Genomic DNA, 17,303 nt, shown 5'->3' on the forward strand with positions numbered 1-17,303 from the left:
GTTGCAATTTTATTGATTAGTATAGTGAAAGAAAGCGTCAAGCTTCTTTAACGTCACATTGTAAAAATAATTAGCAGTCAAGATCTTCTGGAATCTAAATCTGAAGAGTGAGTCTACTTGGATGTGTAAAGAGCACAGGTTTCAAACCTTCATGGTGGTTGCTGATGCTCCCTTACAATTGAATGATTTTTCGAGAAAATCATTTTTTATGAAAATGCACCCTAGGTTTTACCTACATCTATAGCACAAGTCATATTGAGACGAAAACGAAGTATCCGAAGATGAGTAAATTAAAAAATTAAAGAAAAAAGGAGAATATATCGCAAGTGAACAGAGAAGCAGTGTTATGTGCACATTGTGAAAGCAAACGTCAAAATAAAAAAAGTTGCACGTTTAAACCGTGTGTTGACAAAAGCAACAATGCTCACTCATAATTACCATATTACTAGATTAAAGGGGAACACATATGGATTTTTTAGTAGGAGTTAAAGAGGTGGGGGAAATTCTCGGATGGGATCGGAGAAAGGTTTCCACCTATCAGTTGCGTGGCGTGCTTCCTAAACCAGTGGTCCAATTATACAGTGGTCCCATATGGTTTCGAAAACAAATCGAATTTTATAAGGCTGGGAAAGATTTTGGTGTCAGGACTTATTATATAAAAGGTGAGATGGTCTATGAATGTACGCATAATCAACCATTCAAAGATACCATCTATTCCCCTAAGGACATCAAAGAACAGATGGGAAATTACATACTTTATCAGGAAAAAGACATCCAACAGTTGAAAAATGCCATCCTAGAAAAAAATCCGATCGTTCAGTTCCTTTCTTTTGAGTCCGTTAGCTTTCTGCACGATTTGGGTATATTGGAAACCGTTGTTTTTCAAGATTATATCCAACAGTACTCATTTGAAGACATAGAGTCGACAAAAGAAGGGCGGGTTAAAGAATAATGTTACAACCCCTGCAAACGAAATTTTTGAATGTCATGAAAACGATTTTTCCAGATTATCCTCAACTCTTTGTCGATTGGAATATGGATATCAACCATCTTATGTCAGGTCAAGATGATTACCAGCCTAGCCAAACATTAAAAGCATTTTTTGTGATTTTGGATAGCTTGGTGAAAGATTATGGATTGAAATTCGAGGATATGGAACAATGGGTTGATGATTACATAGAAGAAATTAGAAATTTTGTCCTTCCATACATACAGACGGTAGGGGAAGAGAATTCATCCTATTCCCCAAAGTCTAACAACAGGGAAGTGATAAATGCCTTGTTGAATCAAAATTTTGCCGAGTCCGGTTCGGCCTTATTATTTCATAAATTAAGGGAGACCATCAGTAAAAATGAATTCGACATTGCGACTGAGATTCCTACTGCAAGGATTGCGGAAAGGGCGATAGAGGCGACGGCTCAAGTGAGGGCAGAAAATGATTATCTAATGATGAAATCCAATGTAGCCATCGAACAATGGAAAAACCTCACCTCTCAAGCCATCACATCGATGGATGACTTAACCGCAGACATTTTTGATATCGTCTCGATTCTTTGGATGCAACAGGCTACTCATAAGGACCAAATGATTCATTTCCATACGGATGATGCTTTGAATCTAAGGAGATTGCAAGGACGGAAGGAAGATTTAGACGGCTATCAAATGTCTTATCGGAAAAAAGAACGCGATGATATCATGAAAAGGTTGGCCGCTCTCACAACGATATGGATCAGAATTGAAAAAGAGAATTTGAGGTTCATCAATGAGGATCAGGGAGATTTTGAAGAAATTGGACAAGTGCAGTTTAATCCCTTGTTTTTGGTGGATAGCGTGACGGTAGCCTACCGGGGGGATAACCCGATTGGTATTTATGAATGCAGCATTCGTCCAGGGGAATTGCTTGCCAACTTCTTGTACGGTTCCCAAAGGAGCAGTGGGCTGCTTGCATTGAAGACACTCGAATACCATCCGATTAAGCAAAAGTACCATAAACGGTTGTCCAGGTACTTGTCCTGGCAGTGGAGGATTCGCCAGAAGAGTGCGGACTATCTCAGGGCTTATCATATCGGGGGAGACAAAGGGCTTTTAAAAGTCATGGATTTGGACGTGAATCCGCGATATGGTTCAAGGATTAGAGAACAATTTGAAGAAATATTGGATACCCTGCAGCAGGATGGAATCATTAAAGGGTGGAGCTATAAGGAAAAAAACCTTGAGAAGCAAATAGAGCAGGAGAGAAATTGGTTCGCAAACACCTGGTTGAAGGCACGTGTCCAAATCATCCCACCTACTGAAATCACGGGAATGGGAGATGATCAGGACTTATTATTGATTGAGGATCAGGACTATGACACAGAGAATTTTCTAACTATGTTGAAGGGTATGACGGACAGGGAGACTGGTGCAACCAGGGAAATGGTTGAAGAAAAGCAGGTTTCTCCTGAAACGATTAATAATGAAAGAACGAATCGGGGATTAAGCATTTTAGAGGCTGCTAAGGAAATGGGAATCTCCCATAGTACCTTGTCCCGGTATGAAAGGAATCTAATTAAACGCCCGTATACAGTCAGCTTAGAAAAAATGAAAGAGTGGTTAAATGCAAAATAAGCATCTATACGGTGCTTATTTTTTTTGAAGATATTCCAACAAACAAATCATGCGGGAGCATCATCTAAATAATTAAACATAAATGCATCCTAGTTGCACTGACATAAATATTGTAGGGTGTATGAATGATTGGTTATTTCGAGAAGGAAAAGAACGTTTATAGCAAAAAAGATTGAGGACATTAAAATTTTTGTAAATGAAATGAAGCAGAGAGCAAGGATCGCTGGTGGAATGCTATTGGTGACTAAGTTACCTTGCTCGATATATAATATTCCCTCAAAGGGCTTATGTTACACATCAGAAAAAAACTGTGATTATTATAGTTCGAAAAAAAGTAACTATTCCCCGACCAAGAATAGTTACTCCCAAATAATCGAATATCGGAATTATCTTACTAAACAGGAGGACAAGTCCTATCCATTTTCAGTATATGCATCAACATTTGAAGGTGAAACTATTATCTTTTTAATGAATAATCGGTATGGTATGCAATAGAAGAGGTTGTTGATCAACAAAGGCAGAGAAGTTGAACAACAAAAAGTTTATGTAAGGAGCTTGGAGAAACCTCTACAAGCTCAATTATTCATGCAAATAGTATTGTGAATGCATAGGTTCATAATTTGTGATATAGCCTGAGGTTAATGGATTTTCCCTTTCAAATGTGTTCCTTAAAAGATTAGCTTTTCGTGTATTTTCTATTCGATTTCATCATCAAGCAGGCGCAGGATATTTTCTACGACACCCGCATGATTACCTTTTCGAAATTTATCAATAAAGTCTATATAAAGAAGCTCAAATACTTTTTCTAGTGTGTAGCCATGTTCAGGCTGAACTTCCTCCATATCGGCAAGCAACACCTCTCCACGTAAGGCAAATTTCCTTCTCATGCGCAAATTCAAGGTTTTCATTTCTTGATTCTTATCTATATGGATTAATTTAAAAGCAGATTCCCCAGACTTTTCAAGTCTTGAATTTTTACCAGCATACTGATCCAATGAGGTGATCAATCGGAATAAAGCCTTTGAGTCTGGATTCTTTTTCGCAAAAAGTAAGAAGTCATTATATAAAAGATTCATTAAGTCGTTTTGTTCGAAATGCATGTCTGATAGGTCTTGAATATCTTCACAGAAAACTTCTGCTCTTAGAAATAGATTCAAGGGGACGTCTATACTCAGTAAGACGGTTGAAGATTTATTTACTTTATGGAGAAGCTTTCCGATAAAGTTTGATGATCCGATCAAAGATAGTTCTTCATCTATAAGATTGGCTTGGCTATATTTCCCCATCGGTTACGCCCCCAAGTTGTTTTTTTTTGTATGATTCTACAAATATTCGATGAGCTGCTTTTCGAACGCTACATTTCCAAACAGCCGCATAATCGCCTATCTTTTGATAAGTTTCATGATCTACTTTGCAATGAACCGTGTAAGGCTGGTCTGTATAGGTGACGTCAGGATATACGAGCACCTCTTCAAGTCCAAATAACAGTATTTCCGTTCCCAAGGCTGTTTTAGAGCCATTCCAGAATCGTCGGGATTCTCGTCTTAATATCATGTCCACGGGTTCGTCTATGGGGATTTTTATATCATGTAGCTTATCCGAACGAACTTTCCTTTTTTGTGGTTCAAGTATTTTCTTTTTTGAAGTAGAGAGAACCGGATTCAAATGGTTAACCTTTCCCATTTGCTATTCCCCTTTCAAAATCGTCTTTTTCTTTGGGTTGGTTGGTCAGTTGGTTACATCGTTACGCTATGCCAAGAGTGGAGGGAGGTATATTTGCTAGGGATTGTGGCAAGGCTTTTTTTAAGTGAGGTGATACGAAATGAGTAAAGATATTTCAAAAGAACTGGCTGAAAAGCTTGCTAATAAGGCATCCACGCTGCATTACGTAAAGAGCACAAATGAATCTAAAAAGAAATAATTAGCCCAAAATAATCTTAATTCCACCCTGTTCAGTGATTTTGAATGGGGCTAGATTCTGTTTTTTAATATAATTTTGATCTTTCCAGCAACCTTCTTCATCCCGCCCCCAATCAGGGCAGGGGAGAGGGACGTCAGCAATTTTATGTTTTTGAAGGATACTTTTATACTCATTTGAATGTGCGGCAACAAATAAGGCCAAACGGAAAATTTGATTACGATCTAGATCGGTCGATTTATATACATTCTCTATATAATTTTTATAAACGTCCGGGTATCTTACTGTAGGTCTATACACCATTTTCCTTCCTCCTTTTAAAATAGTATATGGACGTCTCCTGGTTAAAATGCCATTTGGTCAAATATCGTTATGACCCGAATTTGATCATGAAATTACTAAACTAGTTTAGTCTAGTCTGGTTTTAAAAGATTAAACTAATCTGGATTAGATTAGTTTGGTTTAGTCACATTATCACGTGCTTTTTTTATTTGAAGCGATGGATTTTCCCTTCTAATAATCCATAAAAAAAGCAAACGAAAAGTCAGATTTTTTGCGATCCTTTCTATAATCTTTTTATTCGTAATAACTTTAGGCATATTAAACAATGAAAATCTTACATTTCTTAATTTTCTATTACTTTATTCATGAGATGCTGTATTCTTCTGATAAAGAGTCGATCGGTTCTAAGAAACATGTGGTATTCATCTGGTTCTGGCAGGGGAATGATGGGGGATGGGAGGTACAACAAAACTAGCTGTTAGGAGATTTTTATTAAAAAGAAGAGAAAAGGCGACTTAATTGTCGTTTTTATTTTGTACTCAGAATAAAAGTTTGAATTACATATTCTCTTATTCAACTTGGCATCGTTCTAATTTTGGAATACATAAGTAATTTGAACAAAAAAACTACCTGGTATGAGCGTCAAAAAGAACAATTATCATAGATTCCAGGATACAAGTTTATCAGTTGATCTAGTGAAGTTTACTTCTTAATTATTTTAGAAATAACCTCGATAGAATATATATTTTAATCTAATATACAAGTATACAAGGTGACCCAATATAAATGTTTCAAAGTGATTTGATTGTGATTCGAATTGTATACAGAATGATTTGAAGGAGGTATGGTGATGTGTACCGAATAAATCAATAAGAGGATTTAGGAGGGAATTGGATGACATACTTGGAAAAATTCGCACGTAATCGGAGAAGAAGAGAAAAGACCGAGGTATTAACCGCACGCATTCCAGAAAGCTTGTACGGGGATTTCAAAGGTTACTGTGACGAACTGAATTTATCTATCAGTGAAGCGGTTTGTCTGCTGATAGAACGTGAAATGACAGGGAATGAAAGTGTATCCGATGAACTAGCAATCACAGACGAATACAAAATGAATGATGATGTAGTCGATACGAATACAAAGGTAGTCAATAAGGTTCCGAAAAGAAGTAATTCAAATAAAAGTAGATTCGTAACGACACAATGGCAAGTAGACGCACAGCTTCCATGTCCTTATTGTGGTCAGTGGTTGGCAGCCACTAACTTCTCCAGACATGCCAAGCGACACATAACAACCACACAGGATATTTTCACGAATGAGAAGTTTAGAGATAAAATCAAAGAAATGATCCAGGCGAAAAAAGCTGAAATATGAACTAAATGAAAAGGTGATTTTGGACATAGTTAAGAAGAAGGTTACGTTCATTGCTATAAATCGTTTTCATGGTTGTACCTGTAAATATGTAATCTGTAGAAAAAAGTTTATAAAGAAAGTCATTTATGGTTTCCTACGAATAAATATGGATTTTCTTTTAGGGTGTGGCAATCATTTCATACCCTTTTCCATTTACCGTCCATGTAAGATAGTCCTTCTCCTCTATAAACTGAACGACTGGGGCATGATATGTCTCGTTGATTCCATAATGACCGAAGGTTTAACTCCTGTCATATCCTCCAGTTCTTTTAAGAATATATGGAACGAATCTAGTCCTTCACGTGTATTGTGAACACTATAACTTTTCTTAATGTCTTTCCTTCACTTTCTCCTTTCACAATGACTAGTCCAATTACATGATTCATTTTTATCCTTCCTTTCGATTGAAACTCATCAGTAGCCTTATTCCACACTTACGTCGTCGAATCCAGCGTGGGTTAAATAATGTTGAAGCCATGAACGCCTTAGAACGAGCAATTTAAACATGGGGAACTTAGAGAAAGAGCATTACAAGATCAATTACAACGTGTCAGCGTATTAAATCTTACTATTAATGCAATCAGCATTTGGAATACCGTGTAACTATCACACAGGCAGTTGAACACATGAAATTACAGGAAATATCAAGAAGAATTGCTTCTCATTTATCCCCGTTAGGATGGGAATACATAAATTTTCTCGGAGAATATTCGTTCAATTCTAGAATCCGAATTCCATTCATTCCCTACGTCCACTGCGGACGTAAAAATAACCCTGATTTTTCTTCTTAGCGTATAATATCCGCGTTTTGTTGCAGGACCCCAGACAGCCAATCCAAGAGAAAGTCCGGTTAATAGGAATTTCTATGTTTTATTTTGTTCAAGAATTTTTGTCACGGAAAATGCGCCAAAGTTTGAAGAAGTGACGTCTCTTCTTCTCTTCAAACGGTGCTAAACTTAACGATGTAAGCGCAATCATCTAATTCAAATGGAAAAGGGGATGTTTATGAATACCTCTAATGGAATAAAACTTTCATTTTTAAATAAAATTGGTATTCCGAAGACGCTCGTTTGGGGGTATTTTGGAATTCTAATTTTCATGATGGGAGATGGATTGGAAATAGCTTGGCTGAGTACATATTTGCAAGAACGAGGAATGAGCGTTGAACAAACGGCTTCTCTTTATACGGCCTATGGAGTCACAGTTACAATTGCTTCCTTTTTATCAGGGGTGCTCGCTGAAGCGTTTGGTCCGAGAAGAATAATGTTTACGGGAATGATTACTTATATAATCGGGACTAGTTCGTTTATTGCTTTCGGCGTTAACGAGCTTAATTATGGCACGATGTTACTGACTTATGCACTCCGAGGATTCGGTTATCCACTATTCGCATACAGCTTCATGGTATGGATCAATTATCGGAGTCCTAAAAATAAGCTGGGAGCAGCAGTTGGATGGTTTTGGTTTGTTTTTACAGGTGGTTTAAATGTACTGGGAGCCTATTACTCTATATGGGCCATTGAACATTTCGGCCAGATCGGTACTCTTTGGACATCAATTCTCTGGGTATGTGTCGGAGCTTTTTTTGCCATTATTATGAACCGAGACAAGCTAGAGCTTAAAAGCAGCAATATGAATACCGGTGCGAAATTAAAAGAATTAACAAAAGGTTTTACGATTTTAAAAAGGGAACCAAAAGTTGCGTTAGGCGGGATTGTTCGAACCATTAATACTACTTCTCAATTTGCTTTTCCAATCTTTTTGCCTATTCATATGGCGAATTACGGGATTTCGATCAATACATGGCTGACTATGTGGGGCGTTATTTTTGCCAGTAATATCATATTTAATGTGATATTTGGAATAGTCGGTGATAAATTAGGATGGCGTAATACAGTCATTTGGTTTGGAGGAGTTACTGCCGGAATCTCTACACTACTGTTATTTTATATACCAATATGGACCAATGGAAACCTTATACTCGTTTTTCTTGCAGGAATGTTCTGGGGTGCTTCGCTTGCAGGGTATGTACCATTATCTGCTTTGGTACCATCTCTTGTAAAAGAAGACAAGGGAGCAGCTGTTTCTGTATTGAACTTAGGGGCAGGACTCCCCGTATTTATCGGCCCTGCTCTTGTAGGATTGTTTTATGAGCCGATTGGCGCAAGCGGTTTAATCTGGATGCTTGCAATTCTATATTTTATTAGTGCTATATTGACAGTCTTTATCAAATTGCCCACAGAAGCAAAAGCAAAAGAAGAAACACAAAAGATAGCGATGAATTCATAGAAAAAGCTGTCTGAATTCTTATTCGGACAGTTTTCTCTATGTGAGGGTTTATTCAGATTGGTTTCTGTTTTTAATTAATAGAACAATATCATCGTATTCTAGTAAATTAGATAAGGAGTTCAATCCAACTGTAGGTACAGATTGATGCTTGTGATTCATTCTTTTTTTTAGTTGCTCCTGAATAACAACTAAATCTGTATAGGACGGAATATCATCGATAGATCGGTGATCAATTTGAATATTTGTTAATCCAGCTTCCTTCACTTTCCGTCGTAGAATAGCCGCTCCCATCGCACTCGAAGCCATTCCTCCGTCACAGGAAATAGTAACGTGATGAATGGGAGAAAGAGAAGAGGGTTGTTCGTCCCGAAATACGATACTTGGCCGTTCATTTTTTTCAGAGAGTGGAAGAGGGAAAGGTTCCATTGATGTTTCAGAACGTTGGGCATCAGATCGAACAAGAATAAAATGAGCAACAATATAGGATACAAACGCCGATAACCCAATTCCCAATAAAATAAATAAAGCATCATCCTGCGGAGCAAGAAACAAGATCAATAATATGCTCGCAGGAGAAGCCGTGGAAACAAGTCCAACATTAAAAAGTTGGAATAAGGTAATGCCTGTAAATCCGCCAGCAATTACTGCTAAAAATAATGTAGGCTTCATTAAAATATATGGAAAATATACTTCGTGAATTCCTCCAAAAATCTGAATCCCAGCTGTCCCACGGAGTGCCGGTTCTTCTTCCTTTCTTGCCGTCACCAAATAGGCCAACAGAACACCAAAGCCTGGTCCAGGATTGGCTTCTACAAGAAAGATGACACTTTTCCCGAGTTCGCGTGTTTGTTGAATACCAAATGGCGCGACGATTCCATGGTTAATGAGATTATTTAAAAACATGACTTTGGCAGGCTCAATGATAAACGATAAAAAAGGTAGCCATACTGATTCGACTAACATAATTAACCCATTATTTATTTGTTTGAGTATATCGTTCATTAGAGGGCCTATCATGAAATAGCCAGCTAACAGTAAACTAATCCCAAGCACTGCATCTATAAGATTGGAAATCAGAAGTTCACTACCAATCGGAATATAGTCCTGTGTCCGCCGTTCTATCCATGCTGATAGCCAGCCGATTAGCGGACTGAATAAAATAGCTCCAATAGTCATCGGCATATCTGATGTCATAATCAAACCAATCATGGCAACATTCGCGACAATACCTCCGCTATGGCCGCCAAACAACTTTCCTCCAGTGTAAGCAAGCATAAGTGGTAATACATATCGATAAATAGGATCGATAAATTGACTGATTACAGTGTCAGGTTTCCATCCATTTGGTCCAAATAAAATATTTAAAATGCCTACAGCTATCATAATTGAGATATTTTGAAAAACAATGGAGCTATATATGCGTCCTATGCGATTCATCTAAGTTTTCCTCTTGCATAATTAAGAATTTTTTCTTGATAAGCTTGCTGCAATTGGTCACGCACGGCGAAAAGTGCCTGTTCTTTGTTGCCGGAAGAAATGGCTTCTGCCAGCACATTATCAAGAAGCCCGCTTATCAATTCCCCTAAAAGTGGAAAATGCTCACGCGGTGCATCAGGCGGTCCCGCCAGTAGTAATACTGTATTGACGGATTGCTTTTGTCCATTTTCAGAATGCCACGGTATTGCTTCTTTCAGCGATATAATGTTAGCAAAAAGAGTCCGAACAGCAGATGTACGGCTATGTAAAATACCAATGGAGCCAATTACAAAACTGCCTTTCCGCTCTCTTTCTTTAAATGCTTCAATCAGCTCTTCGGATGAAATGACAGCATGGGATTGTGATACAATCGCATTAAGCCATGTAAACTTCTCTTTTGTAGGAATGGCTTCCATCCAATCGAGGCTTCTCATCAGTTGAGCAAACGCTTCCCCATAATAAGCGACCTCTATAAGCGCTGAATCTTCTGAAAAATGATCGGATGCGAACAGTATCTGATCGGTGCTTTGTTGTTTTTTTAATATGCTTTTTATTTTTTGCAAATCATTTTCTGTTAAAATGGGGGATACTACGATAAGACGCTCTTCTGTAATGGCAGATATCTGAATCGTAGATACAATTGCATCCACTTGCCAGTTGTTTTCGAGCCATTTAGGCAATTCATTAATGGATATCACTCCTGAAACGTAAATTCCTGGAATTTCTTGCTTTAACCGGGACGCAATTAATCGGGATGTGCCAAATCCACTGGCACAAACTATAACTACGCGTCCTTTTATATTTTGTTGATTTACTAATGCTGCTCCCACATGTATTGCCATATAGGCAATTTCAGAAGGAGGTATGGTAACACCAAGATAATCTGACAATGATTCAGCACTTTTCCGGCTCGCTTCATAGACATCGGGATAATCTCTTTGAATTTGAGAAAATAGCGGGTTATGGATAGGCAGTCCATTGCGTATTCTGTTTAATGCAGGATAAAAATGCTTAAGTAATCCTTCACTCAGCATGGGATCTGTCAATGGTTGATTCAGTTCTTTTTTCACGCCTTCGATAAAAATCCTAACCAAATGGGTAGTTTCTTCTTCTTGAAGCTGTTCTATAGGCAAATCAGGTTGTACCCCATATAAGTGAAGAATCAAATAGTTTATTTCCTCTTCCGGAAGTTCAATATCCAGTAATTCTCTTAATCTTGCTGCTATATAAAAAGCGGAAGGGTACAATTTCATTAGTTTCGAGTCCAGGTTTAGATGTCCATGTTTTTTATCTTTGTGGCGCTCAGCAGCAAGAGCTAAATGAAGAGAAACGCTGATCCGATCACGCTCGTTTAAAAACAGCGAAGGATTTTGTTCAGCTGCCTCAGTTAGCACTTTCTCGACTGCATAAAGAATATCCAAATCTAGCAGGTCTAAATACATGGATGGGATATACTTTTCTATCCGCCAATCTTCTTTTTTTCCTAGTTTCAATAAATCAAACACTGCCAGCCAATTCTCTGGCAGTGTTGAATTATTTACAACCGTAGTAATGGCAGCTCGTAAATCTTTGTCTTCTCCTACAATATAAATACCAAGACCAGGTTTTCGAACCAATGTTAAATGAAAATGGTTCAACCATTCTTCAAGTTCATTTAAATCATGGCTGATCGTCGCTTCCGTTACATAGTATTTTTTACTGAACACAAACATTTTAGTTGGTGTCTGATCCCTTAATAAGTCGCAAACGATTCCTATTTGCCTGTCTTTTGGTGAAAAAGAGGTTTGCTGGCGGGCTTTTTCTAGTTCTTCCGTCAGAACATCTTTATTTTCTTGTTCACCAACTAAGCATATGCCACTTCGAAATTGTTTCATGATTTTCAGACCATAAGTCCGTACTATAGGTTTTAACTGTGCTATTTCTCGCTGGCATGTTCTTAAACTAATGTCCAGCTCCTCAGCAATATCTTTTGGCATAATCGGAAAGTCGCTTTCAAGTAGACGGTCAATTATCATCTTTTGGCGGCTGCTAATAAATATTTTTGCTTTCTCTGCCAACTTTTTCACCTTCATTTCTCAAGCATTTCTCATCATTTTTTATGTATTAAAACAAAGGGTTTATAGTTTGAGCAATGGTTTGATAGCGGGCAAATTGTTCGTCATACACGTTTTTGTTTTTTGGATTGCAGGCAATCATTTTAGATTGCTGATCAAGCATAGCTAAATCAGAAACTGCCGTCCACTCTCCGTTGCCAAAACCCGCTAGAATAGATGCACCATAAGCTGGGCCTTCACGTTCTTCATGAACATGAAGAGACTGCTGATATACGTCAGCTAGCACTTCTGTCCATAATGGATTTTTAATAGCGCCACCTGTTACAGTCCAATCTTCTACCTCAATCCCTGCTTTTTTCATCATATCAAATACATCTCTTAAACTATAACAAACTCCTTCTATCACAGCGCGAGCCATGTTTTGTCGATGATGTCTATACGTTAATCCAAAAAAGACGCCTTTTGCTTTGGGATTATTTAATGGTGTCCGTTCGCCATTTAAATAGGGGAAGAACAATAATCCTTCAGCGCCAGGTTCTACTTGATCAACACCTTTCAGCAATTCATCAAATGTTTCTTTTTCAAACGTGTCACGCAGCCATCTTAATGACATTCCAGCAGATAATGTTGTACCCATCGCATGCCACATTCCAGGCAGACAATGACAAAACAAGTGCAGTGTGCTTGCTTCATCTCTTGCTACATCAGGAAGTTCATTCAGTGGAACAAAAACGGTTCCTGATGTTCCGATGCTGATACTCCCCTTCATTTCCTTTATAATACCATTTCCTAGGGCTGCTGCTGCATTGTCTCCTGCTCCAGCAATAACTGGAATTCCGATTGGCAGTCCTGTTAACTGAGCCGCTTTTTCAGAAATGGTTCCGATGACTTCCTTACTTTCCGAAACTGGAGGGAACCATTCTTCAAGAAATCCAAGATCTTTGATAATATCCCAAGCCCATTCTCTTTTTTGGACATTTAGCAAACATGTTCCGCTTGCATCGGTTACATCTGCTGAATATTCTCCAGTTAACTCGTATACAATATAATCTTTTGGCATTAAGATCTTCTTAATTTGTGAAAAATGATGAGGTTCATTTCTTTTTAGCCATAAAAGTTTAGGCGCAGTAAAACCAGGTAAAATTGGATTTTGGACAGTTTTAAATAAACAATCAGCCCCGATGATTTCCTCCATTTCACTACACTCTTTTAATGTTCGCCCATCATTCCATAAAATGGACGGTCGAATCGGTTGATTTTGTTCATCTAAAATAACCAGGCTGTGCATTTGGCCGGTGGTACCAACTGCTCGAATTAATGTTGAATCAATTCCTTTTTCCCATAACATGTTTAAGCAGGAAATAACGGACTCCCACCAAAGAGAGGGTGATTGTTCAGCCCAGCCTGGCTGTGGACTATCAAATGTATAAGATACTTGAGCGGTAGAAACAACGTGTCCATTATGATCGATCACCAAAGCCTTTGTTCCTTGCGTTCCAATATCAATTCCTAATAATAATGAAGGGTTCATCTTTTTTTATCCTTTCTGCTTTCTAGTAAAAAGAGAGAACCCGGCAAGTACCTTTCAGCAGAGTGAAATAAACTGCTTGAATTGGATGGCTGGGTCCTGGGTAGATGCTATTTATCGATTTTTACTTGTACTTTAAATTGACTACTGTTGCGCGGTCCTTGTAAGTAATCAACTGTTTCTTCAAGAGACAGCTGATCAGAAATGAGTGGTTTTAATAGAATACGTCCTTCTTTCACCCAATTGAAAGCAGGAATGAATGTATAGTTAATGGCCATAGAACCTAATACAGTCCAGTCATTATTGTATAGTTTAAATGGATCAAGAGTTACTTTTGCATTTTGTGCTGTCACACCAAACTGAAGATACTTACCTGTTTTTCCGATGTAGTTAAATGCACTTTCTATAACAGAGGGAATTCCAGTAGCGTCTACAACAACATCAAATCCATGCGGGTATATTTCATTGCTAAGGTTCTTTTCAATTTCTTGGCTGAGTACACCTTTTGTAGCTCCCCACTCCAACGCCATATCTAATTTTGCCTGATCAAGATCGACAACAACAAGTTCAGAAGCACCGGCCATTTTTAAAGATTGAATCAACTGTTGTCCCATTGCGCCTGCTCCAAATAATAGAACGCGGTCTCCTACTTGTAAATCAAGACGGTTCATAGCATGCACGACACAGGCCATTGGCTCAATGAATGCAGCTTCTTCAAAAGAAAGGGAATCGGGAATTTTTACTACATTTCGTGCTAGGACTTTTACATATTCCGCCATGCTACCATCAGTTGTATTTCCAAGAGCCCCCCAATTTTCACATTGGTTACCGCGGTGTGTTAAACAATATTCACATTCGCCGCAAAACAAAGATGGGTCAGCTGTTACTCTGTCTCCTATATTAAATCCTCTTACGTTTTCTCCGATCTCATGAATAACACCGGAAAACTCATGTCCTGGAATAATGGGATAGGGAGACAAAAATTCTCCTTTGTAAATATGTATATCGGTGCCACATATACCGGTATGCTTTACTTTGATTGTTACTTCTCCTGACTGCGGTGCAGGATAAGGAACTTCTTTTACGACTGCTTTATAGGGTTCTTCAATCACTAGTGCTCTCATTTTCTCTCCTCCTATTATCTTTCAAAACAATTTAGAAATAAATAATGAAGGATTCTGATATGAATCCGTTTTCATACTATTATTTTAGCAATCATCTTCATCTCATTGCACTAGAAGATTCCATAAGTTTGTCACTTATAAACGGACAGATTTTATACAGTGTATTTGCAAAAGTATTATCATCTACAGGTGTCCTCATAGTCCCCTTAATCAAAGATTTAGTGGTTCCGTAGTACAATTTCTTCAACAAGTTCTCGCTAACCTTCTAACTCAAAGACTTCATACACAGAAAGACTTCATCCATCGATGTATATAAACATGCTTAAACAATAAAAACGGAAGACATTACCTTGAGGCCTAATGGTTTTTTAGCATTCGTACTTAGTTACATATTGTTCGTAAAATTAAGGAATATATGAAATGAAAAAGCATTTGGAATTGTCAATTTCAAATGTTTTCTTCGTGCGCCCGGCATGGGTGCAATCTAAAGGGTGTGAGTCCCGAACCATGAAGGCAGTAGTAATGGTTAGCTTAATGCAAGGGTGTCCATGGTGACATGGAATCTGAAGGAAGCAAGCGGCAAACCTCCGGTCTGAGGAACACGAACTTCATATAAGGCTAGGTATCATTGGATGAGTTTGCGAAACAAAACAAAGTCCTTGGACCCCTATCTCTAATTCTTAATCTTCTAGAACTAACGGGTGCGTTAGTTGCATAAGGAACACAAAAATGATCAATCTTTAGAAACAACAAAACACAGAAGCTTTAGAGCGAAAATAGCATTATTCTCAGGTCTCATAGGTATAATCTTTTTGGGTATTACTGAATTAATATATTTTCTATAAGGTTTCTTTAAAAAAGTTATATATTCTAGAGTAGATGTTGTTTACACTTATACTGATGCTTATGTGCAAGTTGCTATTAAAACTGGTACATTTAATAAATACGCATTTTAAGGGGTAGAAAACATTTGAAGAATATTAACATAGTAAATGGAATAATTGATATCATTGTTCTTGTTATAGTGGTATTTATTATTGTGAAAATCGTCAAAACAGTTAGCAGAAAATTAAAGAAGAAAAAGTAGATTAAAGGTGAACTGAACAGTTCGCCTTTTTTATTTAATCGTAACAATGGTTATATTGTTTTAAAGTAAAAAATAAGTTTTATTTAGTCTTGTTTTCGCTGCTACTTTTCAATATTTCTGGAATAATATAGATTCCCATATATTTATAGTGTTTTCTAATTATTTTCTGTGGTTATAAAGTGAACTCAACAATAAGTCTTATAGAACTATCGGGGAAGGTTAGTTAAAGAAGGAATTTCCATTTTCTGCATAAATGAAAAGGTGCTAAATGGTATGATTAAATAAAAAATTGTACCAACATAATTTTTAGGGGGAAATATATTCTTGAAGATAGTTATAATTATTTTAGCAATAATTGTTCTTGCTTTATCAGACTATCAGCAAATTACTCAAAATTTTGAGTTGATGCCGTATTCTATGTTGGTCTTAGGGACATTAATGTTGGTGACAGGAGCTGAACTTCAAAAAGATAGAAAAAGATTTTGGGGATATATGAGCATTATTGTCTCTTTATTTGCTTTTTTGTATCTATACAGGGGTTCTTAAAGAACTAACAGGTGCTTTAGTTGCATAAGGATTTTACTTTAATAAGACGAACTTTTACTATATTTTAAGGAGTTTTGCTTTTGAAATTTATATTATTTCTTGAGGCAAGTAATTCAGAAGAAACTAACAAACACTTAGATGATTTTAAGAAATTTGCTGCTAATTATAAAGTTTTCATGTCTGTTTCTGGAATAGAAAAGTATTGGAAAATTGATGATATGTACAAGGTTTTTCTTGATATAGATGAATCATCTGAATCTAATGTAAAACCTATGCTAAATAATATTGCATCTAAATGGCTGGAACTTCCCAACGAATTTTTAGCTTCAAACACTATGGATGGCTGTGAAATTTATATTCCAAACCTTCATATGATAACTCTCGTGCTAATTAAAAACCATCCTTGTTAAACTAACGGGTTCGTTAGTTCATTAGTGAGCTGTGACGATCAGCTCTTTTCTCATGGAGCTAACGGGGTAGGATAGTTTGAATAAGATATAAAAAATTTTGTGGTAAAATATAGATCAAGTGGCTATAAAAGGGGGATGTTTAGTGAAATTCTTAGTGTTCTTTATCATTCTTATTATTTTTTCTCTCTTTATAGATAAATTTTTAAGGAAATGGCTCGGTGTAGAAAAGAAAAAGATATCAGAAACTTCTGGTAAGAACATTGACCGTTGGGGAAGAGGTATAATCCTATTCATTTTTTTATGTACTCTTCCCTTTGCAGTAGAGGACAGAAATGTTATAAAGTGGTATTGGATATGCTTTTTAATTGTATCAATGGGTTTTCAGTTGTTTATGGAGTGGAAGTACCTGAAAAAATCAAAAGAATATGTCATTACAGTCATTACACTTACTTACCTATTGTTAGCTTTAGGTATCATGTATAATGTAGATTATTTTATTTAACGAATTGCTAGTTTTTGTGAAATAAGGGGTTGCTGCGGCAACCTTTTTCTAATTGAACTAACGGGGC

General features: G+C 37.1%; 14 protein-coding genes and 1 pseudogene. 8 read left to right on the forward strand and 7 right to left on the reverse strand.

Annotation, left to right across the window (positions count from 1 at the left end):
* Positions 1–466: 466 nt before the first annotated feature.
* Positions 467–952: a hypothetical protein gene (locus tag JFV29_RS11685; RefSeq protein WP_201183652.1), complete on the forward strand. Its 486-nt coding sequence runs from the start codon at positions 467–469 to the stop codon at positions 950–952.
* The gene (locus tag JFV29_RS11690) at positions 952–2,607 is read left to right on the forward strand and encodes a helix-turn-helix domain-containing protein (protein WP_207205135.1); all 1,656 of its coding nucleotides are present in this window, start codon (positions 952–954) and stop codon (positions 2,605–2,607) included. Before JFV29_RS11685 ends, JFV29_RS11690 begins: the two co-directional genes overlap by 1 nt.
* 695 nt (positions 2,608–3,302) lie before the next feature.
* Here the strand turns inward: JFV29_RS11690 and JFV29_RS11695 are convergent.
* The 3 genes from JFV29_RS11695 to JFV29_RS11705 form a co-directional block, all read right to left on the reverse strand.
* Positions 3,303–3,893: a hypothetical protein gene (locus tag JFV29_RS11695; RefSeq protein ID WP_201183656.1), complete on the reverse strand. Its 591-nt coding sequence runs from the start codon at positions 3,891–3,893 to the stop codon at positions 3,303–3,305.
* Positions 3,880–4,290, reverse strand: a complete 411-nt coding sequence (locus JFV29_RS11700) for a hypothetical protein (protein ID WP_201183658.1) — start codon at positions 4,288–4,290, stop codon at positions 3,880–3,882. The genes JFV29_RS11695 and JFV29_RS11700 overlap by 14 nt, the downstream gene beginning before the upstream one ends.
* Positions 4,291–4,528: 238 nt before the next feature.
* Positions 4,529–4,828: a hypothetical protein gene (locus JFV29_RS11705; RefSeq protein WP_207196635.1), complete on the reverse strand. Its 300-nt coding sequence runs from the start codon at positions 4,826–4,828 to the stop codon at positions 4,529–4,531.
* A gap of 873 nt (positions 4,829–5,701) precedes the next feature.
* Here JFV29_RS11705 and JFV29_RS11710 point away from each other — a divergent pair.
* The 3 genes and pseudogenes from JFV29_RS11710 to JFV29_RS11715 all read left to right on the forward strand — a co-directional run bounded on the left by JFV29_RS11710 (position 5,702) and on the right by JFV29_RS11715 (position 8,509).
* Positions 5,702–6,181, forward strand: coding sequence for a hypothetical protein (locus tag JFV29_RS11710; RefSeq protein ID WP_201183660.1), 480 nt, complete (start codon positions 5,702–5,704; stop codon positions 6,179–6,181).
* A 473-nt stretch (positions 6,182–6,654) separates the two neighbouring features.
* Positions 6,655–6,986, forward strand: a pseudogene (locus tag JFV29_RS30375) (Tn3 family transposase); the annotation flags it as partial.
* Positions 6,987–7,225: 239 nt separating this feature from the next.
* A complete protein-coding gene (locus JFV29_RS11715) occupies positions 7,226–8,509 on the forward strand; it encodes an MFS transporter (RefSeq protein ID WP_201183662.1) in 1,284 nt (427 codons plus the stop codon).
* Positions 8,510–8,557: 48 nt separating this feature from the next.
* On the opposite strand, the gene JFV29_RS11720 is transcribed toward JFV29_RS11715, so the two are convergent.
* From JFV29_RS11720 to JFV29_RS11735, 4 genes are all read right to left on the reverse strand, one after another.
* Complete coding sequence (locus tag JFV29_RS11720) at positions 8,558–9,946, reverse strand: PTS mannitol transporter subunit IICB (protein ID WP_201183664.1); 1,389 nt, start codon at positions 9,944–9,946, stop codon at positions 8,558–8,560.
* A complete protein-coding gene (locus tag JFV29_RS11725) occupies positions 9,943–12,042 on the reverse strand; it encodes a BglG family transcription antiterminator (protein WP_201183667.1) in 2,100 nt (699 codons plus the stop codon). Before JFV29_RS11725 ends, JFV29_RS11720 begins: the two co-directional genes overlap by 4 nt.
* Positions 12,043–12,088: 46 nt before the next feature.
* A complete protein-coding gene (gene xylB, locus JFV29_RS11730) occupies positions 12,089–13,570 on the reverse strand; it encodes a xylulokinase (RefSeq protein ID WP_201183668.1) in 1,482 nt (493 codons plus the stop codon).
* 107 nt (positions 13,571–13,677) lie between these two features.
* Positions 13,678–14,691 carry a zinc-dependent alcohol dehydrogenase family protein gene (locus tag JFV29_RS11735; RefSeq protein ID WP_201183670.1) on the reverse strand — a complete coding sequence of 338 codons (1,014 nt, stop codon included), beginning with the start codon at positions 14,689–14,691 and terminating at the stop codon, positions 13,678–13,680.
* Between the two features lie 1,411 nt (positions 14,692–16,102).
* Between JFV29_RS11735 and JFV29_RS11740 the strand changes: the two genes are divergently transcribed.
* From JFV29_RS11740 to JFV29_RS11750, 3 genes are all read left to right on the forward strand, one after another.
* Positions 16,103–16,324 (forward strand): hypothetical protein, encoded by a 222-nt coding sequence (locus JFV29_RS11740; protein ID WP_242486848.1) that lies wholly within the window; start codon positions 16,103–16,105, stop codon positions 16,322–16,324.
* An 80-nt stretch (positions 16,325–16,404) separates the two neighbouring features.
* The gene (locus JFV29_RS11745) at positions 16,405–16,734 is read left to right on the forward strand and encodes a hypothetical protein (protein ID WP_201183672.1); all 330 of its coding nucleotides are present in this window, start codon (positions 16,405–16,407) and stop codon (positions 16,732–16,734) included.
* A 142-nt stretch (positions 16,735–16,876) separates the two neighbouring features.
* The gene (locus tag JFV29_RS11750) at positions 16,877–17,236 is read left to right on the forward strand and encodes a DUF4181 domain-containing protein (protein WP_201183674.1); all 360 of its coding nucleotides are present in this window, start codon (positions 16,877–16,879) and stop codon (positions 17,234–17,236) included.
* Positions 17,237–17,303: the final 67 nt, after the last annotated feature.

Source organism: Peribacillus sp. TH16 (assembly GCF_016651095.1).
In the GTDB taxonomy this organism is placed as follows: domain Bacteria; phylum Bacillota; class Bacilli; order Bacillales; family DSM-1321; genus Peribacillus; species Peribacillus butanolivorans.

What these genes read in the sequence shown, in the direction of transcription:
- JFV29_RS11685 (WP_201183652.1), top strand. Translation starts at nt 467, where the DNA reads ATGGATTTTTTAGTAGGAGTTAAAGAGGTGGGGGAAATTCTCGGATGG.
- JFV29_RS11690 (WP_207205135.1), top strand. Translation starts at nt 952, where the DNA reads ATGTTACAACCCCTGCAAACGAAATTTTTGAATGTCATGAAAACGATT.
- JFV29_RS11695 (WP_201183656.1), bottom strand. Translation starts at nt 3,893, where the DNA reads ATGGGGAAATATAGCCAAGCCAATCTTATAGATGAAGAACTATCTTTG.
- JFV29_RS11700 (WP_201183658.1), bottom strand. Translation starts at nt 4,290, where the DNA reads ATGGGAAAGGTTAACCATTTGAATCCGGTTCTCTCTACTTCAAAAAAG.
- JFV29_RS11705 (WP_207196635.1), bottom strand. Translation starts at nt 4,828, where the DNA reads ATGGTGTATAGACCTACAGTAAGATACCCGGACGTTTATAAAAATTAT.
- JFV29_RS11710 (WP_201183660.1), top strand. Translation starts at nt 5,702, where the DNA reads ATGACATACTTGGAAAAATTCGCACGTAATCGGAGAAGAAGAGAAAAG.
- JFV29_RS11715 (WP_201183662.1), top strand. Translation starts at nt 7,226, where the DNA reads ATGAATACCTCTAATGGAATAAAACTTTCATTTTTAAATAAAATTGGT.
- JFV29_RS11720 (WP_201183664.1), bottom strand. Translation starts at nt 9,946, where the DNA reads ATGAATCGCATAGGACGCATATATAGCTCCATTGTTTTTCAAAATATC.
- xylB (WP_201183668.1), bottom strand. Translation starts at nt 13,570, where the DNA reads ATGAACCCTTCATTATTATTAGGAATTGATATTGGAACGCAAGGAACA.
- JFV29_RS11735 (WP_201183670.1), bottom strand. Translation starts at nt 14,691, where the DNA reads ATGAGAGCACTAGTGATTGAAGAACCCTATAAAGCAGTCGTAAAAGAA.